This is a genomic window from Actinoplanes sp. NPDC023936 (assembly GCF_040639325.1).
Taxonomy (GTDB): domain Bacteria; phylum Actinomycetota; class Actinomycetes; order Mycobacteriales; family Micromonosporaceae; genus Actinoplanes.
This window is the reverse complement of sequence record NZ_JBEZZR010000037.1, coordinates 20240-46678: the sequence shown is the minus strand read 5'-3', so window position 1 is coordinate 46678 and position 26439 is coordinate 20240. Positions and strand designations below refer to the sequence as shown.

Annotated in this window: 19 protein-coding genes; 10 read left to right on the top strand and 9 right to left on the bottom strand. The window is 71.0% G+C overall.

Annotated elements, in window-relative coordinates; translation table 11 throughout:
- Positions 1-88: 88 nt before the first annotated feature.
- Both AB0F72_RS33685 and ctaD read right to left on the bottom strand, forming a co-directional pair.
- A complete protein-coding gene (locus tag AB0F72_RS33685) occupies positions 89-1630 on the bottom strand; it encodes a hypothetical protein (protein WP_360440080.1) in 1542 nt (513 codons plus the stop codon).
- Between the two features lie 135 nt (positions 1631-1765).
- Positions 1766-3514: a cytochrome c oxidase subunit I gene (gene ctaD / locus AB0F72_RS33680; RefSeq protein ID WP_360440077.1), complete on the bottom strand. Its 1749-nt coding sequence runs from the start codon at positions 3512-3514 to the stop codon at positions 1766-1768.
- A 197-nt stretch (positions 3515-3711) separates the two neighbouring features.
- On the opposite strand from ctaD, the gene AB0F72_RS33675 reads away from it, so the two are divergent.
- Entirely contained in the window at positions 3712-5382 is a 1671-nt protein-coding gene (locus AB0F72_RS33675; protein ID WP_360440074.1) for a thiamine pyrophosphate-binding protein, read from the top strand.
- A 460-nt stretch (positions 5383-5842) separates the two neighbouring features.
- Here the strand turns inward: AB0F72_RS33675 and AB0F72_RS33670 are convergent, their stop codons facing one another.
- Complete coding sequence (locus AB0F72_RS33670; protein WP_360440071.1) at positions 5843-7495, bottom strand: DNA polymerase IV; 1653 nt, start codon at positions 7493-7495, stop codon at positions 5843-5845.
- A gap of 200 nt (positions 7496-7695) precedes the next feature.
- Between AB0F72_RS33670 and AB0F72_RS33665 the strand changes: the two genes are divergently transcribed.
- Complete coding sequence (locus AB0F72_RS33665) at positions 7696-9807, top strand: sigma-70 family RNA polymerase sigma factor (RefSeq protein WP_360440068.1); 2112 nt, start codon at positions 7696-7698, stop codon at positions 9805-9807.
- Here the strand turns inward: AB0F72_RS33665 and AB0F72_RS33660 are convergent.
- Entirely contained in the window at positions 9804-10268 is a 465-nt protein-coding gene (locus AB0F72_RS33660; protein ID WP_360440065.1) for a hypothetical protein, read from the bottom strand. The two genes, AB0F72_RS33665 and AB0F72_RS33660, sit on opposite strands and share 4 nt — an antisense overlap.
- 202 nt (positions 10269-10470) lie before the next feature.
- Here AB0F72_RS33660 and AB0F72_RS33655 point away from each other — a divergent pair, with 202 nt between their 5' ends.
- Both AB0F72_RS33655 and AB0F72_RS33650 read left to right on the top strand, forming a co-directional pair.
- Positions 10471-10734 (top strand): GlsB/YeaQ/YmgE family stress response membrane protein, encoded by a 264-nt coding sequence (locus AB0F72_RS33655; protein WP_360440062.1) that lies wholly within the window; start codon positions 10471-10473, stop codon positions 10732-10734.
- 59 nt (positions 10735-10793) lie between these two features.
- Entirely contained in the window at positions 10794-12044 is a 1251-nt protein-coding gene (locus tag AB0F72_RS33650; protein WP_360440059.1) for an NYN domain-containing protein, read from the top strand.
- An 18-nt stretch (positions 12045-12062) separates the two neighbouring features.
- Here AB0F72_RS33650 and AB0F72_RS33645 read toward each other — a convergent pair whose 3' ends face one another.
- Positions 12063-12677 (bottom strand): helix-turn-helix domain-containing protein, encoded by a 615-nt coding sequence (locus AB0F72_RS33645; RefSeq protein WP_360440056.1) that lies wholly within the window; start codon positions 12675-12677, stop codon positions 12063-12065.
- A gap of 156 nt (positions 12678-12833) precedes the next feature.
- On the opposite strand from AB0F72_RS33645, the gene AB0F72_RS33640 reads away from it, so the two are divergent.
- Positions 12834-15053, top strand: coding sequence for a glycoside hydrolase family 3 C-terminal domain-containing protein (locus AB0F72_RS33640; protein ID WP_360440053.1), 2220 nt, complete (start codon positions 12834-12836; stop codon positions 15051-15053).
- 20 nt (positions 15054-15073) lie between these two features.
- Here the strand turns inward: AB0F72_RS33640 and AB0F72_RS33635 are convergent, their stop codons facing one another.
- Positions 15074-15448, bottom strand: coding sequence for a response regulator (locus tag AB0F72_RS33635; RefSeq protein WP_360440050.1), 375 nt, complete (start codon positions 15446-15448; stop codon positions 15074-15076).
- Positions 15449-15614: 166 nt separating this feature from the next.
- On the opposite strand from AB0F72_RS33635, the gene AB0F72_RS33630 reads away from it, so the two are divergent.
- From AB0F72_RS33630 to AB0F72_RS33615, 4 genes are all read left to right on the top strand, one after another.
- Positions 15615-15866 carry a hypothetical protein gene (locus AB0F72_RS33630; protein ID WP_360440047.1) on the top strand — a complete coding sequence of 84 codons (252 nt, stop codon included), beginning with the start codon at positions 15615-15617 and terminating at the stop codon, positions 15864-15866.
- Between the two features lie 188 nt (positions 15867-16054).
- Positions 16055-18055 (top strand): anthranilate synthase family protein, encoded by a 2001-nt coding sequence (locus tag AB0F72_RS33625; protein WP_360440044.1) that lies wholly within the window; start codon positions 16055-16057, stop codon positions 18053-18055.
- A 390-nt stretch (positions 18056-18445) separates the two neighbouring features.
- The gene (locus AB0F72_RS33620) at positions 18446-19411 is read left to right on the top strand and encodes a type IV toxin-antitoxin system AbiEi family antitoxin domain-containing protein (protein ID WP_360440041.1); all 966 of its coding nucleotides are present in this window, start codon (positions 18446-18448) and stop codon (positions 19409-19411) included.
- A gap of 248 nt (positions 19412-19659) precedes the next feature.
- Entirely contained in the window at positions 19660-19947 is a 288-nt protein-coding gene (locus tag AB0F72_RS33615) for a hypothetical protein (RefSeq protein WP_360440186.1), read from the top strand.
- 100 nt (positions 19948-20047) lie between these two features.
- Here AB0F72_RS33615 and AB0F72_RS33610 read toward each other — a convergent pair whose 3' ends face one another.
- From AB0F72_RS33610 to AB0F72_RS33600, 3 genes are all read right to left on the bottom strand, one after another.
- The gene (locus tag AB0F72_RS33610) at positions 20048-21235 is read right to left on the bottom strand and encodes a hypothetical protein (RefSeq protein WP_360440038.1); all 1188 of its coding nucleotides are present in this window, start codon (positions 21233-21235) and stop codon (positions 20048-20050) included.
- On the bottom strand, positions 21222-21755 hold the full coding sequence (locus AB0F72_RS33605) for a SigE family RNA polymerase sigma factor (protein ID WP_360440035.1): 534 nt from the start codon (positions 21753-21755) through the stop codon (positions 21222-21224). Before AB0F72_RS33605 ends, AB0F72_RS33610 begins: the two co-directional genes overlap by 14 nt.
- A 75-nt stretch (positions 21756-21830) precedes the next feature.
- Entirely contained in the window at positions 21831-24443 is a 2613-nt protein-coding gene (locus AB0F72_RS33600; protein WP_360440032.1) for a glucosidase, read from the bottom strand.
- A gap of 78 nt (positions 24444-24521) precedes the next feature.
- Here AB0F72_RS33600 and AB0F72_RS33595 point away from each other — a divergent pair, with 78 nt between their 5' ends.
- Positions 24522-26393, top strand: coding sequence for an amylo-alpha-1,6-glucosidase (locus AB0F72_RS33595; RefSeq protein WP_360440029.1), 1872 nt, complete (start codon positions 24522-24524; stop codon positions 26391-26393).
- Positions 26394-26439: the final 46 nt, after the last annotated feature.

The following is a 26439-nucleotide window of genomic DNA, read 5'->3' as shown; positions in this document are numbered from 1 at the left end:
GCACGACCCGACCGGCCCGCACAGCCGCACGTCCCGACCGGCCCGGAGAGCCGGACCGGCCGGGATCGCGTCACCGGAGTAACCCTGATCAGCTTCCCGAGACGTTCCGGCGACGGCGGCCCAGCATCAGCGCCACCACCCCGAACAGCACCAGCGCGGCTCCCCCGATCCCCAGCACAGCCACGTTGGCGCCGGTCAACGCGAGCGCTCCGCCACCCGTACCCCCGTTGCCCGGAAGCGGCTCACCCAGGGCGACCGGCTTGACCGAAACCGACGGCGAAGCCGAGGTCGATCCCGACGGCGAGGCCGACCCCGAAGGCCAAGCAGAGGCCGACGGCGAAGCCGAGGCCGAATCCCCCGGCGACGAGCCGAGCGGGCCCTCGGAGGAGGAGCCTCCCGAGGAAGAGCCGCCGGACGACGACCCCCCGGGCCAGGACGACGACCGGGACGAGGACGACGACGGCCCCGGCCCGTGGTCGTCACGGTCACGGTCGTCACGGTCATTGTCGCGGGACGACGCAGCGCCACCCGGCGCACACGCGCTGACCGAAAGGTATCCGAGCGCCACGTCGAGCAGATGTGCCTTGCCGACCGTCACCTCGACGCGCAGCGTGGCGGCCTCGGCGCTGACGGTGCGCTTGCCGATGTCCGAGGTGGGCTGCCCGACGGAGACCCGCACGGCGATCCCGGACTTCTCGTGGTGCCCGCCGGGGAGGCTCAGCGAGCCGTCCACGCCGAGCGAGACGTCGGCGCCGGCATCCTTCAGCATGCTGACCTGCTTGCCGCCGGAGCTGACCTTGAGCACCGCCGGCTTGTAGTCGACCCTGGACCTGTGCTGATCGGCGGCGGCGACCACCTCCAGCGTCGCCTGGTTGACCACCTTGATGCCGATCTCGTGCGGCGTGCCCGCGAAGAGGCTCAGGTCGCCCAGGGCGGCGCCGGCGCCGGCGCGTACGCCGACCTGACCGCCTTTGATCCGTACGAGATCCGTGGCGCTCTGCGTGGAGCCGCTCGGCCCGACCCGCAGCAGGCTGGTCTTCTGCGACATGTGCGTCACGTCGTCGACGGCGTGCAGGACCGGCGCGCCGTGCTTGCCGCCGAGCACGGACAGCCCGGCGAGCATGGTGGCCGAGCGGGTGAGCGGCCCGGTCTTGCCGCACCGGTACGCGTCCTCCCAGTTGGCCTCCGCCGTGGCGGTGCCCGACTTGACGACGCCGAGCCCCGCCACGCCGACCGCGGCGAGGTCGATGCTGGCCGGCCCTCTGCTGCGCGGCGCCGTGGCGATGGCGGACGCCTGTCCGGTGGAGATGCCGAGCAGTTTCGCGTCGGCGTACCGGGCGGTGGCGACGGCCTTGTGCAGCTTGGCGCCGCTGTCGGCCTCCCCGCGCGCGGAGCCGAGCCGGACGTCGGCGAGCGCGGGCAGGTCACGGTGCAGCGGACCGGGGTCCAGTACCGAGATCTTGGCGAGGTCGGCCTGCGAGCGGGCGGTGAACGCGGCGGTCCGGCAGTCGGTCGTCACCGCCGCGGCGGGCACCGCCGGTACGACGAGTGCGGCCACGACGGCGGCTGTTGCGGTCTCCGCCGCGCGCCGTCGGCGGGGCAGCGGGATGGGGCGACGAACGATCGGCATGTGTGTGCCTTCCGGGTGGGGAAGATGTCCGATCTCTCATCGCGATGCACCCTTTGTCAGCTACGGCAGGCGCATGGACGACTCACTATGAGCGCATACCGGCAAAAGGGATAGACCACCGCATCACCGTTCGAATCAACGATCCGATCGGTCCTCCGGATAGCTCGCGCCGCCGGTGGATTCCTCGGTCAGCGGCCGCGCCCCGCCCTCCGGCGGACCCGCTGCCGACTGCTTACCGGCGGCAAGCTGCGGGAACTTGGCGTCGAACGCCGGCCGCTCGGACCGGATCCGGGGCATCCGGTCGAAGTTGCGCAGCGGCGGCGGGCTCGACGTCGCCCATTCGAGCGAGTTGCCGTGGCCCCACGGGTCTTCCGCGGTCGCCACCGCCCCGGCTTTGTGCGAGATCCACACGTTGTAGATGAACGGCAGCGTGGCGATGCCGAGGATGAACGCGCCGACCGTGGAGAACATGTTGAGGAACGTGAACCCGTCGGACGCCAGATAGTCCGCGTACCGCCGCGGCATGCCCTCGGCGCCCAGCCAGTGCTGCACCAGGAACGTCATGTGGAAGCCGATGAAGGTCAGCCAGAAGTGAATCTTGGCGAGCCGCTCGTCGAGCATCCGGCCGAACATCTTCGGGAACCAGAAATAGATGCCGGCGAAGACCGCGAACACGATCGTCCCGAACAGCACGTAGTGGAAGTGCGCCACCACGAAGTAGCTGTCGTGCACCTGGAAGTCGATCGGCGGCGCGGCCAGCAGCACGCCGGTGAGCCCGCCGAGCAGGAATGTCACCATGAACCCGATCGCCCACAGCATCGGCGACTCGAAGGTGATCTGCCCCCGCCACATGGTGCCGATCCAGACGAAGAACTTCATCCCCGTCGGGATCGCGATCAGGTAGCTGAGCAGGCTGAAGAAGGGCAGCAGCACCTGGCCGGTGGCGAACATGTGGTGCGCCCACACGCTCATCGACAGCATCGTGATCAGGATGGTGGCGGCGACCAGGGTCTTGTAACCGAAGACCGGCTTGCGGCTGAAGACCGGGACGATCTCGGTGATGATGCCGAAGAACGGCAGCGCGATGATGTAGACCTCGGGATGGCCGAAGAACCAGAACAGATGCTGCCAGAGCATCGGGCCGCCGGTGTTCACGTCGAAGACCTGCGCACCCAGGATCCGGTCGGCGCCGAGCGCGAAGAGCGTGGCGGCCAGGAACGGGAAGACCAGCACCACCAGCACGCTGGTGAGCAGGATGTTCCACGTCATGATCGGCATCCGGAACATGGTCATGCCGGGCGCCCGCAGGCAGATGATCGTGGTGATCATGTTGACCGCGCCGAGGATCGTCCCCAGACCGGAGATCGCGAGGCCGACCACCCACATGTTGCCGCCCACGCCCGGCGAGTGCTGCCCGCCGCTCAGCGGCGTGTACGCCGTCCAGCCGAAGTCGGCCGCGCCGCCCGGCACCAGGAAGCCGCCGACCGCGATCAGCCCGCCGAACAGGTAGAGCCAGTAGGCGAACGCGTTCAGCCGGGGGAACGCCACGTCCGGCGCGCCGATCTGGATCGGGACCACGAAGTTCGCGAACGCGAAGACGATCGGCGTCGCGAAGAGCAGCAGCATGATCGTGCCGTGCATGGTGAAGAGCTGGTTGTACTGCTCCGGGGAGAGCACCTGCATGCCGGGCCGGGCCAGCTCGGCGCGCATGATCAGCGCCATCAGGCCGCCCACCACGAAATAGGCGAAGGACGTGACCAGGTACATGATCCCGATCTGCTTCGCGTCGGTGGTGCGGATGGTGCGAGCCAGCCAGGAGCCCCGGATCGGACGCCGGACCGGCCACGGCCGGGCCTGCACGGGACGAGGCGCAACAGCGGTCATCGAAAGTCCTCCCTGACTGTTCCTACTCCCCGGCCTGCACCTTGCCAACACGCCCATATTCGGCGATATGGATCAACCCCCGCGCCGTGCACCATTCGCACATCCACGCGCCACGAAACGATCTTTCCGATGTACAAGTTGCCCACTCTTTCGGGCCTCGGTTGTGCATCCTGTCCTCCATGCGGACGCTATTCGCCATGATCGACTTGGATGGGACCGTCACCGTTGCCGAGTACCTCGGACTTCGCCTCCGCCAAGCCGGAGTGGAGCATCTGTTCGGCGTACCCGGCGACTTCAACCTCAACCTCCTCGACGGCCTGGCAACCGTCGAAGGCCTGCGCTGGGTCGGTTCGCCCAACGAACTCGGCGCGGGCTACGCGGCGGACGCCTACGCGCGGCGGCGCGGCCTGAGCGCGCTTTTCACCACGTACGGGGTGGGCGAGCTCTCCGCGATCAACGCGGTGGCCGGCAGCGCCGCCGAGGACTCCCCGGTCGTGCACGTCGTGGGCTCCCCGCGCACCACGACCGTGGCGAGCGGCGCCCTCGTGCATCACACCCTCGCCGACGGAGAATTCGGGCACTTCGCTCGGGCGTACGCCGAAGTGACTGTCGCGCAAGCGACGGTGACCGCAGCCGACGCGGGCGCCCGGATCGACGCCGTGCTGCTCGCCGCGCTCACCCACCGCAAGCCGGTCTACCTGAGCGTCCCGCAGGATCTCGCGCTGCACCGCATCCCGGCGGCGCCGCTGCGCGAACGCCTCACCCCCGCGTCCGACCCGGCCGCCGTCGAACGCTTCCGCGCCGCGGTGCGCGAGCTCCTCACCCCCGCGGTACGGCCGATCATGCTGGTGGGACAGCTGATTTCCCGGTACGGGCTGAGCCCTCTCGTGACCGAGATGACGAAACGGTCCGGGATCCCGGTGGCCGCTCAACTCTCCGCGAAGGGCGTGATCGACGAGGGCGTCCCGGGCAACCTCGGGCTCTACGCGGGCGACATGCTCGACGGACCGGCGGCTTCGATGATCGACTCAGCCGACGTGGTGCTGCATCTCGGCACGGCCCTGACCGCCGAGCTGACCGGCTTCTTCACCCACCGCCGCCCGGACGCCCGGACGGTCCAGCTGCTGCCCACGGCCGCGCTGATCGGCACGACCCGTTTCGAGAACGTCCTGTTCCCGGACGCGGTGGCAGCCCTGGCCGAAGTCCTCGCCCCCAGCGCCGCCGCCCGCGGCGTCCCCTCAATCCCCACCGCCCGATCCGATATTTCCGAAATGTCGGATACAGCGATCCTGACGCAGGACACTTTCTGGCACGAAATGCAAGCCTGGCTCCCCGCCGGCCACGCCCTGGTCGCCGACACCGGCACCTCTTACTGGGGCGCGCTGGCACTGCGACTCCCGGACGACACCGTCTTCCTGGGCCAGCCCATCTGGAACTCGATCGGCTGGGCGCTACCGGCCGTCCTCGGTCAGGGCCTCGCCGACCCGGACCGCCGGCCCGTCCTGGTGATCGGTGACGGCGCCGCGCAGATGACCATCCAGGAGCTGAGCACGATCGTCGCGGCCGGCCTGCGCCCGATCATCCTGCTGCTGAACAACCGGGGTTACACCATCGAGCGGGCGCTGCAGAGCCCGAACGCCGGCTACAACGACGTCGCCGACTGGAACTGGCGTGCCGTGGTGGCCGCGTTCGCCGGGCCGGACACCGATTACCACCACGCGGCCACCGGCACCGAGCTGACCAAGGCCCTGACCGCCGCGACCGGCTCGAACCGCCCGGTCTTCGTCGAGGTCGAGCTGGACGCCTTCGACACCCCGCCCCTGCTCCGCCGCCTGGCCGAACGAGCGACCGCCGCCGCCGGCAAATAGCCCGGCAGGGTGGGCCCGGCAGGGTGGGGGCCGGCCTCCGATCCGGTGCTCCGCAGGGGCCGGGCCGGCTCCGGCCCGCCGGGGTGGGGCCGGCCTCCCGGCCCTGCGCGGTGGGGCCGGCTTCCGGCCCTGCGGGGTCAGGGCTGCCTCCACCCCCGGCGGCCCGAAGCAGTCAAGCCTGACACTGTTGGCCAGACCCGCGGCCCGGTAGTGCGCCGATTCGGCCGGGTGTCACGGTCGGTCGCCGGTAGACCGTGAGCGCTGTGGGGTCTGCGTCATTCTGTGGGGCCTGGGGCGTCCGCGGGTTTCCAAAAAGCGCGACGTTGACCGCGGATGCCGACACGCTGAGTGACAACGGTTCGCGCCGACGGCGGCCCGGCCCTGGTGGTGGGCAGCGGTCAGGCCTGCTTCCAATCGGGCGGGCAGCGGTCAGGCCTGCTTCCAATCGGGCGGGCAGCGGTCAGGCCTGCTTCCAATCCGGCGGGTCGGCCGGATGGAGGCGGGGGTCGTCGACGGCGAACGTGCGCACCGGGCCGGGCGGGGTGCGCGGCCCCTCGAAGCGGACCGTCACCCGGCCCAGCCCGCTGCCCCACACCCAGCCGGCCCCGTGCTCGTCGTGCCGCACGTCCTGGCCCGGCCGCCACACCGGAATCGGCTCCACACCCGTAGCGGACGTCGCCACACCCGTTCCGGGCGTAACGACCGAAACGGAGTCATCGCCTGGAGCCGCCGCCACACCACCACCAACGAGAGCAACCGCCGACGAGCCCGGGCCAGCCGGCGACACCGGACCAGCCGGCGACTCGCCGGCCGCGCTCATCACGGGCTCGGACACCGCATCGCCGCCGGGCCCAGCAAGGCCGACACTCCCCGCATGTCCGACATGCCCGGCAGCCCCGGCAAGCCCCGCGGGCTCCACGGGCCCGGCGAACCCAGCGGGCTCCACAGCCCCGGCACCCCCGGCAAGCCCAACGGGCTCAGCAGGCCCCGCCGGCCCCGCGGAGGGCTCGGCGAACCCCGGAAAGAACCCGTCCAGCAGCCCCGTCGAGAACAGGTCGTCCTGGGCGAAGTCGGCCAGCGTCGACACGCCCACCCCGAGCAGCCGGACCCCGCCCGACGTGTCCACCTCGGCCAGCAACCGCCGGGCCAGCTGGGCCACGAGGCGGCCGTCGTCGGTCGGCTGGTCGCGGGTCACCGCCCGGGTCACTGTCGTGAAGTCGGGATGCCGGACCTTGATGTTGACGGTCCGGCCGGTCAGCCCGCCGGCTCGCAGCCGGCCGGCCACCCGGGCGGCGAGCAGATCGAGCTCCCGGTTGAGGCGGGCCGGGTCGGCCAGGTCGACGTCGAACGTCTCCTCGGCGGAGACCGACTTGGCCTCCCGCTCGCTCACCACGGGACGGTTGTCCTCGGCGCGGGCCAGCCGGAACAGCCCGTTGCCGTGCGCCACGCCGAACCAGTCGACGAGGTCGTCGAGGGGGATTCTCGCGAGGTCGCCGATTGACCGTACCCCCGAGCGGTGCAGTCGTTGCTCGGTCGCCGGACCGACACCGCCGAGCGCGCCCACCGGCAGGGGGTGCAGAACCGCGAGCTCCTCGCCGGCCGGGACCACCGTCAGGCCGTCGGGTTTGCGCAGCTCGGAGCCGATCTTGGCGAGCAGCTTGGAGGACGCGGCGCCGATCGAGCCGGTGACCCCGCCGGTGGCGTCCGCGATGTCGCGTTTGAGGCGGAGGGCCAGCTCGGTGATCCCACGCGGCGTCAGGTCGTGGTCAGCGGCGGTGAGGTCGAGGTACGCCTCGTCGATGCTCACCTGCTCGACCAGCGGTGTCACCTCAGCCAGCAACGCCATCACCACCTGGCTGGTCCGCTTGTACGCCGCGAACCGGGGCGACAGATACGCCGTACCGGGTGGGCAGCGTCGCCGGGCCTGCGCCATCGGCATGGCCGAGCGCACGCCGAAGGCCCGCGCCTCGTAGGACGCGGTGGACACCACGCCACGGCCCGCCACGCCGCCGACGACCACGGGTCTGCCCCGCAACGACACCTTGTCGCGCTGCTCGACCGCGGCGAACATCGCGTCCAGGTCGACGTGCAGGATGCTCGGCTCGCCCCTCACGACCGCAGCCTATGCCGGGGGTACGACAACAACTGGGAACGCTCACATCCGGTAGATGCGCGACGACCTGCGGGATAACAGGTTTCTCGGAAACGCGAACTTTACAGCGCCGGAAATCCTGTGCCACGATACGGCCCGATGGAGCGATGTCACAGCGTGTGACCATGTCGAGGCCAAGGACCAGCAGAGAAGAGCGGATCGTGACGGAGAGTCAGATTGCGACCGCGCCCGACAGTGCTCTGGTCCGTGCCGCGCAGGACGGGAGCGTCGGCGCCCTCGACCAGTTGATCACCGGGTATCTGCCGCTGATCTACAACATCGTCGGCCGCGCGCTGAACGGGCATCCGGACGTCGACGACCTGGTGCAGGACACCATGCTCCAGGCCATCCGCAGCCTCTGTTCCCTCAGGGAACCCGACCGATTTCGATCATGGTTGATCGCGATCGCGTACCGCCGGGTCCAGATGTATCTGCGCTCCCGGAAGATGACCCTGGCCCGCCGCCACACCGAGCCGGTCGACGTGCCCGACCCGCTCGGCGACTTCGCCGAGCGGACCACCGCCGAGCTGGTCGTCGCCGACCAGCGGCGCGAGCTCGCCGAGGCCGGCCGCTGGCTGGAGGAGAGCGACCGTGAGCTGCTCGCGCTCTGGTGGCAGGAGGCCCGCGGCGACCTGAGCCGCGCCGAGCTGGCCGCCGCGCTCGCGGTGAAGCCGAAACACGCCGCGGTCCGGGTGCAGCGGATGAAGGCGCAGCTCGACCTGGCCCGTGGCGTGGTCCGGGCGCTGCGAGCGCGTCCGATGTGCCCGGAGCTGGCGGACACGGTCCGGGTCTGGGACGGCAGCACCGACTCGCTGTGGCGCAAACGCCTGGCCCGGCACGTGCGCGACTGCCCGAAGTGCCACGTCCACCAGGCCGGCCTGGTCTCGCCGGAGCGCCTGCTGCTCGGCGTCACGCTGCTGCCGGTGCCGGCCGCGCTCACCGCGGCGGTCCAGGCCGCCCTGCACAGCGGCAGCGCCGCGGTGCAGCCGGCCGCGATGAGCATCGTCGCGAACGTCTCCGCGCTGGTGCAGCAGAAGGCGCTGGCGATGGCGACCGCGGTGACGGTGGCGGCCGGCGGCGGCTTCGCCTACGCGGTTCTGCACGAGCCGGCCGAGCCGGAAGCCCCGGCGGCGATCGCCCCGCCGGCCGCCACCGAGTCGGCGCGTGTCTCGATCCGTCCCTCCGCGGCGGCGAGTCCGAGCGCCTCCGCCGCGCCGTCGGCGGCATCCTCGGCGAAGGCGAACCCACCGGCCGCGACCAGGGCCGACATCTACGTCGCGCCGGGCGGCGACGACGGCGGCGACGGCAGCGCCGGCCGGCCGTACGCGACGATCGGCAAGGCGGTCTCGGTGGTGAAGCCGGGACAGACGATCGCGCTGCGGGGCGGCACCTACCGGCCGACGAGCCCGATAACGATTACTACGAGCGGCACCGCCGCGCAGCGCGTCACGCTCACCGGCTACCGCGGCGAGCGGCCGGTGATCGACGCGTCCGCGATCCCGGCCGGCAAGTGGGCGATCACCCAGGAGGCGTCCCACTGGACGGTCCGGGACCTGGAGATCTCCGGGGCGCGCGATCAGGCGTACGTCTGCCGGTCCTGCACCGGCAACGTCTTCCAGCGTCTCGTGATCCACGGCAGTGGCAGCGCCGGCCTGATGCTGCGCGACGCCGGCACCTCCGGGAACCAGGTGCTGGACAGCGACTTCTACGACAACCGGGGTTCCGGCCTGGCCGTCCAGTTCGGCGACGGCGAGGGCAACCGGCTGCGCGGCAACCGGGCGTTCGGCAACGGCGGCGACGGCGTCAACCTGGGGGCGTTCGACGGCGCTGTCACGGTCGAGTACACCTGGTCGTTCGGCAACGGCGCGAACGGCTTCGCGCTCGGCGGCGGCAGCCCGGCGGCCACCGGCGCGCACCGGGTCCGGCACAACGCGTCCTGGGGCAACAACGGGCACGGCTTCGTCGACGAGGGCAGCGTCGCGGCGATCGAGCTGGGCAACAACACCGCGTTCCGCAACACCGGGCTCGGCTTCGCGATGAGCACCGCGCCGGCGCTGCTGCGCCGCAACGTCGCAGCGGAGAACGACCAGGGCGAGGTGTCGCTGTCGTCCGGGTCGAAGGCGGACAACAACAGCTGGCAGGAGCCGGGCACCGCGTTCGGGTCCACCGACCCGGCCGGCACGGACGGCGCCCGGACCGCCTCCGGCGGCCTGCCCGCCACCGGCTATCTCGCCACCGGCAACGGCATGGGCGCGTCGATGGCCGGCTCCTAGACCGTCCATTCCGGGTACGGGTCGAGGGCCGGCTCGGGCATCGGCGCCCCCGCCGCAGTGGCCCGCAGCAGCACCGAGGTGCCGTCGGCCGCCACGATCCGCAGTCCCCGGGGCGCCTTGCCGCGCGCGCCGGACGGGCCGAGGCCGTCCAGCGCCACCACGTGCCACTCGTTCAGCGTCGCCGGGCGGGCGGCGTCCAGCAACCGGGCGGTGAACACCGCGATCCGGTCGGCGCGGGCCGGCCAGGGCAGCACGTCCGGCGTCGGAAGGATGTTCTCACCGGGCCAGACCGCACCCCAGAGGTACGCTTCCGCGCCGCTGGTGTACCGCACCCGGACGCCCGACGGGGACGGGCCGCCGGCCACCACGTCGGTGCCGTACCGGGTGACCGCCGCGATCTCCGGGTGACCACTCTCGGTCAGCAGCCGTTCGATGACGTCGAGCACCTCGCCGAGTCGCACCGGCCGCCTCCGATCGTGTCCGGGTCCGCGGGCCAGTCAACGACGGATCAGCGGATCCGGATCGCCCCCGGTGTGCGATTCGGAGAGTGGCGGAGCCGAGTCATGCTGTAGTGGCGCCCGTGATCCCGCACTGAACCGGTTTGGGAACGGCGACCAGGCGGGCACACCCAGGGCGTAACACACCCGACCCGAGGAGCTTGCAGTGGAAGTGACCGGCTTCTTCACCGCCATCATCATCGGGCTCATCATCGGCGCGCTCGGCCGTCTGGTGCTGCCCGGCAAGCAGAACATCCCGATCTGGCTCACCCTGGCGATCGGCGTGGTCGCCGCCCTGATCGGCACGTTCCTCGCCGCCCTGCTGGGCGTGGACGACACCCCCGGCGTCGACTGGATCGAGCTGGCGCTGCAGGTCGGCCTCGCCGCGCTCGGCGTCTCCGTGGTCGCGGGCGTCCGTGCACGCCGCTGACATCGGCAAACCGTGCCGGGCCAGCACATCCGCGGGCCCGGCACGGTAGGTTCACGGACATGGCCCGGGTGCGTGCGGCTCTCTACCTCGACTTCGACAACGTGTTCAGCGGCCTGATCAAACAGGACCCGGACGTGGCCATCAGGTTCGCCAAGGAGCCGGCTGCCTGGCTGGCCCGGCTGACCGCGTCGCTCACCGTGGACGGGCCACGCCGCTGGCTGGTGGTCCGCTGCTACATGAACCCCGGCGGCTGGGTGCCGAACCCGGACCCCGAGGCCGGCCAGCCCCGCCTCTACTACTCCCAGTTCCGCCCGTTCTTCGTGAACGCCGGCTTCGAGGTGATCGACTGCCCGAGGCTCACGCACACCAAGAACGCGGCGGACATCCGGATGGTGGTGGACGCGGTCGACGCCCTGGCCGATCCGGTGGTCTACGAGGAGTTCGTGATCGCGTCCGGCGACTCGGACATGACGCCGCTCCTGGTCCGGCTGCGGCGGTCCGACCGGCGTACCACGATCGTCTCGCCGTCGGACGCCGCCGAGGCGTTCGTCGCCGTCGCGGACCGCCTGATCACCAGCCAGGAGCTGCTCGAACTGGTGCAGGGCGAGCCGGTGGAGACCGACGAGGAGCCGCCGGAGGGCACGCCGGGCGCGGAGACCGCCGAGACGCCGGTCTCCTACGAGCAGTTCCGCGACCTGGTCCGCTGGCGCTACGACGGCGCCACCGCCCCGCTCAACCTCGCCTCACTCGCCCACGACCTGCGCCGCCAGCTGGGCCCGAGCGTCGACGAGACGAACTGGTTCGGGTTCGGCGGATTCGTCCGGGGCCTGGAGAGCCTGGGCCTCGCGCACGCCAAGTTCTCCAACCACTTCGTCTGGGACGAGAGCCGCCACGACCCGCCCGAGTCGGCCGGCGGTTCCGGCCCCGCGCCCGAGCCGGTGGGCCGGCTGAGCGCGCTGCTCAGCCTCCCCCGCCTGCCGAAGGAGATGTGGCCGGCGGTCTACCGGGCGCTCGCCGACTACGCCGCCGAGCACCACTTCAACCTGACCGAGGCGACCCGCTGGGCCCGCGACCGCCTGGCCGAGCAGGGCGTCGACGTCAGCCGCGCCTCGATCGCCTTCGTCACCCGGGGCACGGCGTTCGGCGGGGCGCCGCTCTACCGCCAGCCACCGCCGGTCGCCGAGGAGATCGCCACCGCGTTCGCCGACAACGTGCTGAACCGGGCCGAGGCCGCTTCGATAGCGCTCACCGACGAGGAGACCGCGGAAGTGCGTGCCTGGCTGGGAGACGATTCATCGGGTACGGGGTGATTCATGGGTACGGGCTGATCACCGTCCCGCGAAGAGCCGGTCGGCAGCCGCCTCCCAGGACTCGACCAGGTCGATCGCGGCCCTGTCACGCAGCCATTGGATCTGCAGGCCGTCCATCATCGCGATCACCTGACCGGCGAGCGCCCACCGGGCCGCCTCACCGCTGCCCGGCGCGATCCGGGAGAGCATCTCCAGGGTGCGCCGCTGCCGCAGTTTGAAGTACCGGTACGCCGGGTGGCCGGGCGCCAGCGACTCCGCCTCCAGCACCGCGAACAGCCGGACGATCTCGGGCTGCGCCGCGTTGCGCCGGACCAGCGCCGAGCAGACCTGCCGCAGGGTGACACCGGGGCCCTCGCCCCACAGCTCCTCGGCCGCCACCCCGAGCTCGGCGGCGAGGGTGCGGGTGTCCGTCTCGTCCCGATGCTCCAGGACCGCGACCAGCAGGTTGTCCTTGGAGCCGACGTGGTGCAGCAGGCCCGGCACGGTCAGCGCGCAGCCGTCCGCCACGTCCTGCATCGACAGCCCCCAGAAGCCGCGCTCGGCGATCAGGCGGGTGGTGACCTCGATGATCTGCCGGCGTCGCTCGGCGGCCGGCAGCCGGGCCCGCTCACGGCGGATGGGCGGGGTCTTCACAGCGTCTTTCCTACCAGCAGCCCCTTGCCCGGCCGGTCCGGGCGGGGCTATGTTTCCCCTCAGTTAATTACTTAGTAGGTACTAGGTAAGCCGGTTCCTCAGCTGGTTCAGCCTCTTTTCCAGCGGGTTCACCCCTCTCCAAGGGAGCCTTGTCTCATGTCTTCCGAGCTCAGCACCGCCGAGCAGGCGGCCATCACCAGCGGTGGCGACTTCTGGCACACCAGCGCGGTCGAGTCCGCCGGCCTGCCCGCCGTCACCCTGACCGACGGCCCGCACGGTGTCCGCATGCAGGCCACCGGTGGCGACCTGCTCGCCGGCGTCCCGGCCACCTGTTTCCCGCCCGCCGTCGCCAGCGCCTCCACCTGGGACCCCGAACTGCTGCGGCGGATGGGCGAGGCGCTCGGCGACGAGTGCCGCGCGCAGGACGTCGCGGTGCTGCTCGGCCCCGGGATCAACCTCAAGCGCAGCCCGCTGGGCGGCCGCAACTTCGAGTACTTCTCGGAGGACCCGATCCTGACCGGCGTGCTCGCCACCGCGTGGGTGCGCGGCCTGCAGAGCAAGGGCGTCGGCGCGTCGCTCAAGCACTTCGCGGTCAACAGCCAGGAGACCGACCGGATGCGGATCAGCGCCGACGTCGACGAGCGCACGCTCCGCGAGATGTACCTCCGCGCCTTCCAGCGGGTCGTCACGCAGTCCCAGCCGTGGACCGTCATGTGCGCCTACAACAAGATCAACGGCGTCTACGCGAGCGAGCACCACTGGCTGCTCACCGAGGTCCTGCGCGACGAGTGGGGCTTCGAGGGCCTGGTGGTGTCGGACTGGGGCGCCGTGGTGGACCGGGTCAAGGCGATCGCCGCCGGGCTCGACCTGACCATGCCGGGGCCGGACCCCGAGGGTGACGCCACGCTGCGCGACGCCGTGGAGGAGGGACTGCTCGATCCGGGGCTGCTGCGGGCGTCCGCTGAGCGCGTACGCAAGCTGGTGGAGAAGGCCGGGCAACGCCCGGCCGGTGGGTACGACGCTGCCGCGCACCACGCCCTGGCCCGGGAGATCGCCGGCCGGTCGATCGTGCTGCTGAAGAACGAGGGCGACCTGCTCCCGCTGCCCGGCTCGGGCGTGTCGATCGCGGTGCTCGGCGAGTTCGCCCGCACCCCGCGTTACCAGGGCGGCGGCAGCTCGCAGATCACGCCGACCCGGCTGGACGACGCGCTCACCCAGATCCAGTCCGCCACCAGCGCGGGCGTCACGTTCGCGCCGGGCTACACCGCCGAGGGCGTCGAGCCCGACGAAGCGCTCCTGGCCGAGGCCGTCGCCGCGGCGCAGGGGAGCGACATCGCCGTGGTCTTCGTCGGCAGCGTGCACGAGACCGAGGGCGCCGACCGTGACTCGCTGGAGCTCCCGGCGTCGCACCTCGCCCTGATCGAGCGGGTCGCCGCCGCCAACCCGCGCACGGTCGTGGTGCTGTCCAACGGCGCGGTCCTGGCGACGAAACCGTGGGACGAGTCGGTCCCGGCCCTGGTCGAGGGCTGGCTGCTGGGTCAGGCCGGCGGCAGCGCCCTGGCCGACGTGCTGTTCGGCCGGGTCAACCCGTCCGGCCGGCTCGCCGAGACGATCCCGCTGAAGCTCTCCGACCACCCCTCCTACCTGGACTTCCCCGGCGAGCACGGCCACGTCCGCTACGGCGAGGGCATCCACGTGGGTTACCGGGGATTCGACGCCCGCGAGCAGGCGGTGGCGTACCCGTTCGGGTTCGGCCTGTCGTACACGACCTTCAGCTACGGCGCGGCCAGCGCCAGCGCCACCGCGACCGGCGTCGAGGTCCGCGTCCCGGTCACCAACACCGGCCGCCGCGACGGCCGCGAGGTCGTCCAGGCCTACGTGTCGCTCCCCGGCTCCCGGGTTCGCCGGGCGCCGCGTGAGCTGAAAGCCTTCGCCTCCGTCGAGATCCCGGCCGGCGCGACCACCGAGGTCGTGCTCACCATCGATCGCGACGACCTGGCCTACTGGGAGACCCGCCTGGGCCGCTGGGTCGTCGAGGGCGGCACCTACCACGTGGCCATCGGGGCCTCCTCCCGCGACATCCGCTCCGAGGTGACCCTGGAGGTGCCCGCCGACGCGGACCGGGTGCCGCTGACCGCGGAGTCCAGCGTGGGTGAGTGGTTCGCCGACCCGCGCGGCGCCGAGCTGCTGGGCGCCGCGTTCGCCGCCGCCACCGCCGAGGCGGGCGCCGACGGTGGTCAGATGGCGGCGATGACCGCCGACCCGGCCATGATGATGATGCTGGGGAGCCTGCCGCTGAGCCGCATGGCGAAATTCCCGGGAAGCCCGTTGCAGGCCTCCCAGCTGGCCAAGCTGATCTCGGAGGCGAACGGCTAGGAAGGGATGTTCACCCGGATTCAGGTGCGGGCGCGGGTCAGCAGCGCCTGGATCCGGGAGACCAGCTCACGCGGGCTGAACGGTTTCGTCACGTAATCGTCGGCGCCGGCGCTGAACCCGCCCTCGACGTCCTGCTCCTGCACCCGGGCGGTCAACATGATGATCAGCATGTCGGCGGTGCCGGGCTCGGACCGCAGCGTCCGGCAGACGTCGATGCCGGACAGCCCCGGCATCGAGACGTCGAGCACCGCCAGAGTCGGGTGATGCGCGCGTGCGGTTTCGACGGCGGCCTGCCCGTCTCCGACCGTGATGACCTCGAGCCCCGCCTGCTCCAGCTTGAACGCCACCAGATCGCGGATGTCGGCATCATCGTCGGCCACCAGGACCGTCGTCACGGCAGTTCCCCCCTCGACCCTTTTACCGGACGATATCGCGTTAATTCCGACCGGGGAGCCGAACGCCTCGCAACGAAACTCGCGGCGCAACCCAGCGGCAACCCCTGCGCCCCGCCGATGCATCCCGAGGGCGATGTCCTGTACAGGACGACACATCGCAGCGCTGATGAACGGCTGGGAGGACCCGATGAACGCGGTTATCGACGACGTACGTTCCGAAGCACTCTTCGCCTCGGACGTGCAGCGCTCACAGCAGCCGACCCCGGAGCTGATCCGGGCGGCAGTCATCGCCACGGTCGACCGGCTCGGTGAGTCGGGCTGCGCCGAGATGGTGGCGCAGGAGTTCGGCGAGCACCCGGACTGCGCCATCGGGCGGATGCGGTGGGCGCGCGGAGCCGTACGGACGGCATTCGCTTGACCCCTGGCGCGCGCGACGCCTCAGGCCGTAAGCTCTCCGCCATGCGCGCACAAATGATGTGGTGGCCCGCCTGACCGGCGGCCCACTTCCCGCGCGCTTCACAGCAAACCGCGGCCGCCTCAGTCGAGGCGGCCGTTTTGCATGTGCCGATCCTCGGCCGGCGGCCCTCGCCGAGGAACGAGGACCACATGCCATTCGCTCTGCTCCACCGCGACGGCGCCGACCACGTCGAAGTGCTGACCGGCGACGTCGTGACGGTGGAAACGCTCGCCGCCGTCCCGCTCGAACCGGGCCGCCCCGTTCTCGCTGTGATTCCGTTCCGCCAGATCGCCGAACGCGGTTTCGACTGCGTCGACGACGGGACCCCGCTCGAATGCCTCCTCGTCGACTCGGTCGAACGGCAACCGCTCGACGCTTTCCCGCCCGGCGACCTGACCGTGCGCGACGGCGGATTCGACATCAGCGACGAGGAATACGGCACGATCGTGGAACGCGTTCTGCGAGAAGAGATCGGCCACGGCGAGGGCGCCAATTTCGTCATTCACCGCACCTGGACCGGCACCGTCGACGGCGACCCGGTGGCGGCGGCGCGGGCGGCATTCGGGCGGCTGCTCGCCTCCGAACAGGGAACATACTGGACGTTCCTGGTGCACACCGGCACGCGTACGCTCGTCGGCGCCACCCCGGAACGGCACGTCAGCGTCACCGACGGCATCGTCATGATGAACCCGATCAGCGGCACGTTCCGCAACGGCTCCGGCGACATCCTCGATTTCCTGCGCGACCCCAAGGAAATCGAAGAGCTCTACATGGTTCTCGACGAGGAACTCAAGATGATGGCCACCGTCGCCGAACACGGCGGCCAGGTCGCCGGACCGTTCCTCAAGGAAATGGCCCACCTCACCCACACCGAATATCTCCTCGCCGGCCGCGGCTCCCTCGACGTGCGCGACGTGCTCCGCGAAACCATGTTCGCGCCCACTGTCACCGGCAGCCCGATCGAGAACGCCTGCCGCGTCATCGCCCGCCACGAACAGCGCGGCCGCCGCTATTACGCCGGCGTGCTGGCCCTGCTCGACCACGATTCCACCGGCCGGCAGACTCTCGACGCGCCCATTCTGATCCGTACCGCGGAAATCACCCCCGACGGCACCCTGCGCATTCCGGTCGGCGCCACACTGGTCCGGCATTCCACCGCCGCCGGCGAAATCGCGGAGACCCACACCAAGGCGGCGGGCATTCTGGGTGCCTTCACTTCCGCTTCCGCTTCGGTACGGGAAACCGCACAGTCCCCGGAAGTCGAGCGATTGCTGGCCGCCCGCAACACCGATCTGGCCCGGTTCTGGCTCGACTCGCGGCAGCCCGGCGCCCTGGAGGTGCCGGCGCTGACCGGCCGGACCGCCGTGATCGTCGACGGCGAGGACACGTTCACCGCGATGCTCGCCCACCAGCTGAAGGCGCTCGGCCTGTCCGTCACGGTGGTCCCGTGGTCCGCGCCGGTACCCCCGGCCGACCTCGTCGTGGTCGGACCCGGCCCCGGCGACCCGGCCGACACCGGCGACCCGAAGATGGCCGCCCTGCACGCGCTGGTCCGCTCCCTGCTCGCCGCCGGCCGCCCGCTGTTCGCCGTCTGCCTGGGCCAGCAGGTGCTGGCGTCGGTGCTGGGCTTGCCGCTGGTCCGGCGGGACTCCCCGTACCAGGGCCTGGCCCGCGACATCGACCTGTTCGGCGCCCGGCGGCGGGTCGGCTTCTACTCCAGCTTCGCCGCCACGGCCCCACCGCTCCCGTCCCCTTCCCCGCAGCCCGCACCCGTCCCACCCACGCAGCCCGCACCCGTCCCCCCTGTCCCGCCCGCGCAGCCCGCGCCCGTCCCGCCCACGCAGCCCGCGCCCGTCCCACCTGTCCCGCCCACGCAGCCCGCGCCCGTCCCACCTGTCCCGCCCACGCAGCCCGCACCCGTCCCGCCCACGCAGCCCTTGCACCGGCGGGTGGTGGTGGCGTCGCCGCGGGGTGACGTCGAGCTGGCCTGCGACCCCACGGACGGCCTGGTCCACGCGCTGCGCGGATCCCGCTTCGCCGGCGTCCAGTTCCACCCGGAGTCGGTGCTGAGCCGCGATGGCATCGACGTCCTGCGAGACTTGTTGACCCCATTGCTGTCCGACGTGGTTAGCCCGGTCGTGAACGGGTAGCGAAAGAATGCCGGTGGTCCAAGGCGATCGAGAGCCTCACCTTGGGCCACCGGCCCCGCCCGGGTCCACCGCAGGCCCTTCAGCCTCGCTCAGTGGGCTTTCAGCGTTGCTCAGTGGGCTTTCAGCGTTGCTCAGCGAAGACCAGGTCACACAAACCCGCTCCGTGCGACCTCATCTACGCCATGGCACAGGTGAGGTCGCCCGCAACGGCTTTGTGCGACCTCACCGCCGCCGTGCAACGGCTTTGTGCGACCTCACCGCCGCCGCGCAGCGCTAGCGTGCGACCTCACCGCGGCCGTCCCGCTGGTCGTTATCCACAGGTGCCCGCGGGGGCTGCCGCGCTGTCCACAGGGCGTCCCGTGAGCCGCGCGGACTCGGGATGCTGGAGCGATGACCGCAGTTCACGGTGCTCCGCTCGCGCACATCCTCCGGCGCCAGCACGGCGTGATCTCCTGGCGACAGGCCCGCCGGCATTTCACGGAAAGCGCCATCCGGCACCGTATCGAGTCGGGGCGGTGGCAGCGCGTGCACCTCGGCGTCTACCTGACGCATACCGGACCGGTGACCGAGACAGCGCAGTGGTGGATCGCCAGCCTCGCCGTCGGCAACGGCCGTCCTGCCCTTCTCGCCGGCGTGACCGCTCTGCGGGTTCTCGGTCTGCGGGTGCCGGGGACGCCTGACGACGCCGGCGCGATCCACATCGTTGTTCCGGCCCGGATGACCGAGAAGGATCCGCCGTGGAACGTCATCGTGCACCGCAGCCGCTACCTTTCCCACGCCGACGTCTGCCGGACCGGCGCGGTGCCGTGCACCACGGCGGCGCGTTCCGTGGTCGACGCGGCGCAGTGGGCGTTGACCGACACCGCGGCGATCACGCTCGTCGCGGCGGTGGTTCAGCAGCGGGTAGCCGGGGTGGAGGAGTTGGCCGCCGCGCTGAGGGCTCGGCGGCGGGTTCGGCGGCGGCAGGTGATCGCGGCGGCTCTCGCCGACGCCGGTGGGGGTTCGGAGTCGGCGTACGAGGTGGAGTTCCTGCGGCTGTGCCGGCGGGCCGGGTTGCCGGAGCCGGCTCGGCAGGCGGTGCGGACGGACCGGGAGGGGCGGCGGCGGTACCGGGATGTCTTCTTCGAGCCGTGGGGTGTGCACGTGGAGATCGACGGGTCGCAGCACATGGAGGTGCGGGGATGGTATGCGGACATGCGGGCCGGCAATGAGGTCGCGATCAGTGGTGTGCGGCTGCTCCGCTTTCCGGGGTGGGCCGTCCGGCACCGCCCGGACGAGGTCGTCGCCGACGTCCGGGCAGCGCTGACCGCCGCGGGCTGGCGCGCCCCCCGGACAGCCCGGCGCCGAGCCGCCTGACGGCCGGGGATCATCGGCGCGGCGCCGGAGTCCTGGAGATCCGGGGGCGACCGCGGCGCTGATCAGGATCACGTCATTCTTCGAGGTGAAACGGGGGCGCGGCTGACCTCGGGCGGGTTTGCGCGCGCCGCCCGGTGGGCAATCCGGTCGGCGTCGCACGACCAGCAAAAATGAGCACGACCAGCAATGAGCACGACCAGCAAATGAGCACGACCGGCGATAAGCACGACCGGCGAGGAGAGAGAGCCTTGGCTGAGCCGCACGTCACCCTGGATCCGCGTTCACTCAACCCGGTGGAGGAAAAGCTTCGCGGTCCGCTGGAGGACCAGCTCACCTCTGCCCTTCAGGCCGCAACGGTCAAGATCGAGCATCAGTACGCCGGGGAGAGCGTCGAGCAGGTCACCGGCATGCTGCTCGAACAGGCGAAGTCCGGCCTGCACCCCGACATCGCCGCCGGCTTCCACCCCGACGACGCGCAGTTGCGCCACGTCGCCGAGGCGATCGTCGCCCGAGCGGACGACCAGCAACTCCAGTAGAACGGCCGACCGGCAGCTCCAGTGAAGCGGCCGACCGAAGAAGACGCAGAAACGGCCGGGCCGCTGACAAGCGACCCGGCCGTCTCACCCCCAGAGCTACCTACGACAGAGCTGTCGCCGCATCCGTCCAGGTGGAGTCGTCCTTCACGTCGGCCAGCTTCAGGCCCTCCAGGACCTTCGTCATCTCGGCGTCGGAGAGGCGCCCGTCGCTCGCGACCTGGATGCTCACCTTGCCGTCCGGGCTGCGGTGCGTGCAGAACCCGTTGCCGCACTTGATGGCCGTGCTGCCGGTGGTCTGGTTCGAGTTGGCCGACGGCACCACGAAGATCTCGAAGCTGTTCGGCAGGTTCGCCCCGTCGACACCGCCGTACGGCTCGACGAGACCGGTCGTGGCCAGCGGCTTGTTCGTGAAGATCGCGCCGCCGTAGTCGCCCTCGCGAGCCGCCGCGATGCCGTTGAGACCGGACATCGCGTGCACGCCGATCTCCACCGGCTGGTAGCCGGCCGGCACGTAGTCGAGCGTGAACGGCAGCTTCGCCTTGGCCGGCTTGGCGGACGGCTTCAGACCGGTGACGATCTTCTGCATCTCCTCGGCGGACGGGTCGTCCGCACCGTTCGAGTGGCTCTCCAGCACCGCCCACGCGCCATCGGCGTACTCCCACGCCAGCGTCCGCCGGGTCATCCCGCCGTTGCCGGGGCCGCCGGTCTGATACGCCTTCTTGCCGTCCACGGTGAGCTGCTTCGCCCCGGCGAGCTTGGCCGGGTCGAACGCGCCCGGCCGGTAGAGCACCAGGTACGCGTAGATCGTCTTCTCCGGCTCTCCGGCAGCCGCCTTGCCGTCCTTCATGCGCTCGAATTTCTTGGCGATCTCCGCGGCCTCCTCCTCGGTGGCCGCCCGGTCGTTCGTCTTACGACCGTCGAGGTACACCGAGGAGATCTGGTACGACGTCGACGCGACGATCGGTGCCGCCACGTGCCAGCGGCCGACGTCGAACGCGTCGAACGTGAACGTGAACGGGTCCTCCGGGAACTGCCAGTTCGCCTCCGCCACACTGCTGACGGCCGGCGCCGCCGCGGGCGGGAGCGCGGTCTCCCCCGTACCCCCGGAAAGCGACGGAAGCGCGGCCGCCGCGCTCACCGCGACCACCGCGAGGGCCGCGCCCGCACCCGCGAAACCCGCCCGGCGGCGGCGCTGCACACGGCGACCCTTGCCGACGATCTCGTCGATCGTGTTCCGGTCCGGCGGAGCGTCGGACGTCGCCAGATCCACCACCTCATGCAACCGCACGGGTCAACTCCTCGATGTTCGCGACCTGAAGGTCGATCTTCTCGGCGGCCAGCACCTCGCGCAGGCGGCTCAGCCCGCGCGACGTCTGGCTCTTGGCGGTGCCGACGGAGATTCCCAGCACCCCCGCTGTCTCCTCCAGGCTGAGCCCGAGGTAGTAGCGGAGGATCAGGGCGGCGCGCTGTTTGCGGGGCACGGCGCGCAGAGCGACCTGAACCCGGATGCGCTCGTCGGTTGCCGCCGCCGGGTCACGCTGCGCGATGTCCGGCATTTCGTCACCCGCGGAGCGTTCCCGGCGCCATGGCCGGCGGGTCTCGTCGACCGCGGCCCGGTACACCATGGTCTTGGCGTACAGGTCCGGCCGGTCGAGCTTGCGCCAGCGCGGGTAGAGCTTTGCCAGGGCGGTGGCAACGGCGTCCTCAGCCGTGTGCCAGTTGCCGCAAGTCAGGTACGCCAATTTACGCAGCGGCCCGAGCTGGGCGGCGACGAACTGGCGGAACCCTTCCTCTTCCTCGGCGTTCAAGATCGGCTACCTCCTTCGACGGGTGTGGAACGGTGGCAGCCGTCGAGAAGGTTGCACGCCGGAGCGAAAAAGTTTCTACCGATGCAGTTCGAAGATCAGATCGACGACCAGGGCGGTCCATCCGGTCTGGTGCCAGGCGCCCAGCCCGGCCCCGTTGTCCCCGTGGAAGTACTCCGGGAAGACGACCAGGTCCTTCCAGTCCGGGTGGGTCTGGAAGAGCTCCGTCGCCCCGTAGATCGGCCGCCGGCCCTCCGCGTCGGGCAGGAACAGCGCGATCAGCCGCCGGGACAGGTCGTCCGCGATCGCGCCGAGCGGCATCTTCTGATGCGAGCCGGTCGGGTACTCCGCCTTCAGATCGTCACCGTAGAACTCCGCGAACTCCCGCAGGGCCTCGACCAGCAGATAGTTCACCGGCATCCAGATCGGGCCGCGCCAGTTCGAGTTGCCGCCGAACAGGCCGCTGGTGCTCTCGGCCGGCTCGTAACCGACGGTGAAGTCGGAGCCGCCCAGCGAGACGGTGAACGGTTTCTCCAGGTGGGAGCGGGAGAGCGTGCGGAGCCCGTACGGGGAAAGGAACTCCTCCGGGTCGAGCAGTCGCGCCAGGATCCGCAGAAGCTGGTCCTGCCCCACCATGCTCAGCAACCGCTGCTGACGCCGATCGGCGCCGCCCAGGCGACGGGCGCTGATCACGTCGCCGTAATCGCGCTGGGTGTGCAGCATCCAGCGGACCCGCGAGTTGACGCTCGGCAGCCGGTTCAGCGTCGCCGAGGTGAGCCGCGTGGTGGCCGCCAGCGGCAGCAGGCCGACGATCGACCGGGCCTTGAGCGGCACCTTGTGACCGTCGGGCAGCCGCAGCACGTCGTAGAAGAAGCTGTCCTCGTCGTCCCAGAGGCCCTGCCGGTACGCGGCCTCCGCGATGTACGTGAAGTGCTCGAAGAACTTCGTGGCCATGTCCTCGTACGCGGCGTCGTGCAGCGCCAGGATGATCGCCATGTCGAGCAGGTTGAGGGCGTACATCGCCATCCAGCCCGTGCCGTCGGACTGTTCCAGCACACCGGCGACCGGCAGCGCGGCGGACCTGTCGAACGGGCCGACGTTGTCCAGGCCGAGGAAGCCGCCCTCGAAGACGTTGTTGCCGCCGACGTCCTTGCGGTTCACCCACCAGGTGAAGTTGAGCAGCAGCTTGTGCATGATCCGGGACAGGAAGTCGTAGTCGCGGGACCCGTCGATCTCGAAGACCCGCAGCGCCGCCCAGGCGTGCACCGGCGGGTTCACGTCGGCGAACGACCACTCGTACGCGGGGATCTGGCCGTTGGGGTGCATGTACCACTCGCGGAGCAGCAACAGCAGCTGGGACTTCGCGAAACCGGGGTCGACGCGGGCGATGCTGACGCAGTGGAAGGCCAGGTCCCAGGCCGCGTACCAGGGGTACTCCCACGGATCCGGCATGCTGATCACGTCGAAGCTGTTCATGTGCCACCAGCCGTTGTTGCGCCCGTAGCGCCGGCCCGGCGGCGGTGGTGAGTTGGCGGGGTCGCCGACCAGCCACTGCTTCACGTCGAAGTGGTAGAACTGCTTGCCCCACATCAGCCCGGCGATCGCCTGCCGGGCGACGGATTTCTCCTCGTCGGAGGCGGCGTCCGGGATCACCTCGTCGAAGAAGGTGTCCGCTTCGTCCTGCCGGGCGCGCATGATCGCGTCCCAGCCGGCTCCAAGATCCAACTCCTCGCTGTTCTGCGCGAGCCTCAGGCGAATGGTCCGGCTTTCGCCCGACTTGAGCGATATTTCGTAATGTAGGGCGCCTTTGGTGCCCAGGCCAGCCGGGTTCACCGTCGTCATTCCGTGAATCAGATGATCGTTAATACCATCTTTCGGGTACGGGCTACGCCCCGGCAGTCCCCACAGACGCTGCGAGTTCGTCTCGTTGTCACACATCAGCGCCGGTGGCTCGCCCGCGCCGACGAGCGTCAGATCGCCCAGCGACTTGTGCGTCCCGGCCAGCCGCCCCGGCGTCCCCTCGATCACCGGCGCGGTCCGGTTCGGCATGCCCCACGACCAGGTGTTGCGGAACCAGAGCGTCGGCAGCACGTGCAGGGTCGCCGCGTCCGGCCCCCGGTTGGAGACCGTGATCGCGATGCAGACGTCATGCGTCGACGCCTTCGCGTAGTCGACTGTCACCGCCCAGAACCGGTCGTGGTCGAAGATCCCGGTGTCGACGAGCTCGTACTCCCCCTCGTTGCGGGACCGCTGCCCGTTCACCCGGACCAGCTGGTCGTAGGGGAACTCCTCCTGCGGGTAGTGGTAGCGCCAGCGCATCCACGAGTGGGTCGGCGTCGAATCCTGGTACCACCAGTAGTCCTTGGCGTCCTCGCCGTGGTTGCCGCCGTCGCCGCCGAGGCCGAACATCCGCTCCTTGAGGATCGGGTCCTTGCCGTTCCAGAGGGCGAGAGCGAAGGCGAACGTCTGCCGGTCGTCGCAGAGGCCGGCCATGCCGTCCTCGTTCCACCGGTACGCCCGGGAGCGCGCATGGTCGTGCGGGAAGTAGTCCCAGGCGGTGCCGTGCTCGCTGTAGTCCTCACGGACCGTGCCCCAGGCCCGCTCGGCCAGGTAGGGACCCCACGCGCGCCACGGCTGCTCACCGGAGTCGGCCTGCGCCAGGCGGTCGCGCTCCGACACGTCCGTTCTCACCCCTCAACCCTCATTCTGCCCCGGAGTCGATCACACTGAGACTGTCACAGTCCATGTGTCAAGCGAGGAGCGTTTGCGTTGCCCGCTGTGCGCCCCATCATCTTCGGACCACGGGCCGGCGCTCGATGCGACGACGAATGGCTCGTACCCGACGGTACCGGGGGCTACGCCATGGGAACCGTCAGCGGATTGCGGACCCGCAGGTACCACGGCCTTCTGATGGTTTCCGGACAGCCCGTCGCCTCCCGCCATCTGGGACTGGCCGCTCTCGACCCGGTCGTCACGCTCCCGGGAGGCTCGGTCGTGCGCCTCGGCATCCACGAGTGGGCGGACGGCACGATCGCCCCGCGCGGCCATGAGCTGCTCACCGGCTTCGCGCTCGTCGACGGCCTCCCCCGATGGCGGTGGCAGGTCGGCGACGTGGTGATCGAGCGTGAGCTGGCGGCCGTGCACGGCCGCCCGGCGGTCGCGATCGTGCACCGGCTGATCTCCGGAGGGCCGGTCACGCTGACCCTGGAGGCGCTCTGCACCTGGCGGGACGCGCACGGGTCTCGTCTCGCCGGCCCGTTCTCGGTCGCTCCGGCCGACGGCGGATGCGTCGTCGAGGACGCCTTCCGGCTGGCCGGCCCCGGCTTCGCCGGGTCGTTCCCGGCCGGCGTCTGGTTCCGGTCCGTCTCCTACCGCGAGGAGGCGGCACGCGGCCTCCCGGCAACCGAGGATCTTGTGTACGCGGGGAGCTTCACCACCACACTTGACCGCCCTGGATCAGCGGCCGAGGTGTCCGCCTGGGCCGGCGACCTGAGCACCCCGCCGCCACCCGCCGTGCGGGCCGTCGACGCGGCGCGGGCGCGGAACCGGGCGGTGGTCGCCGCCGCGGCGCCCGCCGACTCGACGCAGGCCGCCCTGGTCCTGGCCGCCGACGCGTTCGTGATCCGCGGGGCGTCCGGGCCGGACGTGGTGGCCGGATACCCCTGGTTCGGCGCCTGGTCACGGGACACGATGATCAGTTACGAGGGTTTGTTCCTCGCCACTCGCCGGTTCTCCGCCGGACGGGAGTTGCTGCTCTCCTACGCCGCGACGCTGTCCGACGGGATGCTGGCGAACACCGCTGACACCGGCAGCGTCGAGTACAACACCGTCGACGGGACGCTGTGGTTCGTGCACGCCGCCGGCCGGCACGTGGCGGTCACCGGCGACACCGACCTGGCCGCCGCGCTGCTGCCCGCCCTGCGCGGGGTGATCGAGCATCACCTGGCCGGCACCCGGTACGGCATCGGCGTCGATCCGGCCGACGGCCTGCTCCGGCAGGGAGCGCCGGGTGCGGCGCTGACCTGGATGGACGCCCGGGTCGACGGGGTGCCGGTGACCCAGCGGGCCGGGAAGCCGGTGGAGGTGAACGCCCTCTGGATCAACGCGCTGGCGACCGTCGCGTCGTTCGGCGCCTCGTCCTTCGACAGTGCTCTGGCCGCTGCCCGGGACGGTTTCGCGCGGCGGTTCCCCTCCCCCGGCGGCCTGCTGCACGACGTGGTCGACGGCCGGGGTGACACCCTGCTCCGCCCCAACCAGCTGCTCGCCTGGTCACTGCCGCACGCGCCGCTCACCCCGGACCCGGCCGTGCTGTCCCGGCTCGGCGCGGCCCTGCTCACCCCGCTCGGCCCGCGCAGCCTGGCGCCCGGCGAACCGGGCTACTCCGGCCGGCACCGGGGAACGCCGGCGGAACGCGACACGGCGTACCACACCGGCACGGTCTGGCCCTGGCTCACCGGCCCGTACGTCTCCGCCTGGCGCAAGCTGGGCGTCGACGTCACGCCCGACATCGACGGGCACCTCACCGAGTACGGGCTGGGATCGGTCTCCGAGACCGCCGACGGCGACGCCCCGCACACCGCGACGGGCTGTCCCTTCCAGGCCTGGTCCGTCGCCGAACACCTGCGCATCCGCCGGTCCTGACGGTCGGCAACCGGGTACTTCCCGGTTCGCACCCGAAAAACAACCC

Excerpts from the sequence above, each read along its gene's own strand:
- AB0F72_RS33685 (WP_360440080.1), bottom strand. The coding sequence starts at position 1,630 with ATGCCGATCGTTCGTCGCCCCATCCCGCTGCCCCGCCGACGGCGCGCG.
- AB0F72_RS33650 (WP_360440059.1), top strand. The coding sequence starts at position 10,794 with ATGGCCCGGGTGCGTGCGGCTCTCTACCTCGACTTCGACAACGTGTTC.
- AB0F72_RS33675 (WP_360440074.1), top strand. The coding sequence starts at position 3,712 with ATGATCGACTTGGATGGGACCGTCACCGTTGCCGAGTACCTCGGACTT.
- AB0F72_RS33640 (WP_360440053.1), top strand. The coding sequence starts at position 12,834 with ATGTCTTCCGAGCTCAGCACCGCCGAGCAGGCGGCCATCACCAGCGGT.
- AB0F72_RS33625 (WP_360440044.1), top strand. The coding sequence starts at position 16,055 with ATGCCATTCGCTCTGCTCCACCGCGACGGCGCCGACCACGTCGAAGTG.
- AB0F72_RS33630 (WP_360440047.1), top strand. The coding sequence starts at position 15,615 with ATGAACGGCTGGGAGGACCCGATGAACGCGGTTATCGACGACGTACGT.
- AB0F72_RS33620 (WP_360440041.1), top strand. The coding sequence starts at position 18,446 with ATGACCGCAGTTCACGGTGCTCCGCTCGCGCACATCCTCCGGCGCCAG.
- ctaD (WP_360440077.1), bottom strand. The coding sequence starts at position 3,514 with ATGACCGCTGTTGCGCCTCGTCCCGTGCAGGCCCGGCCGTGGCCGGTC.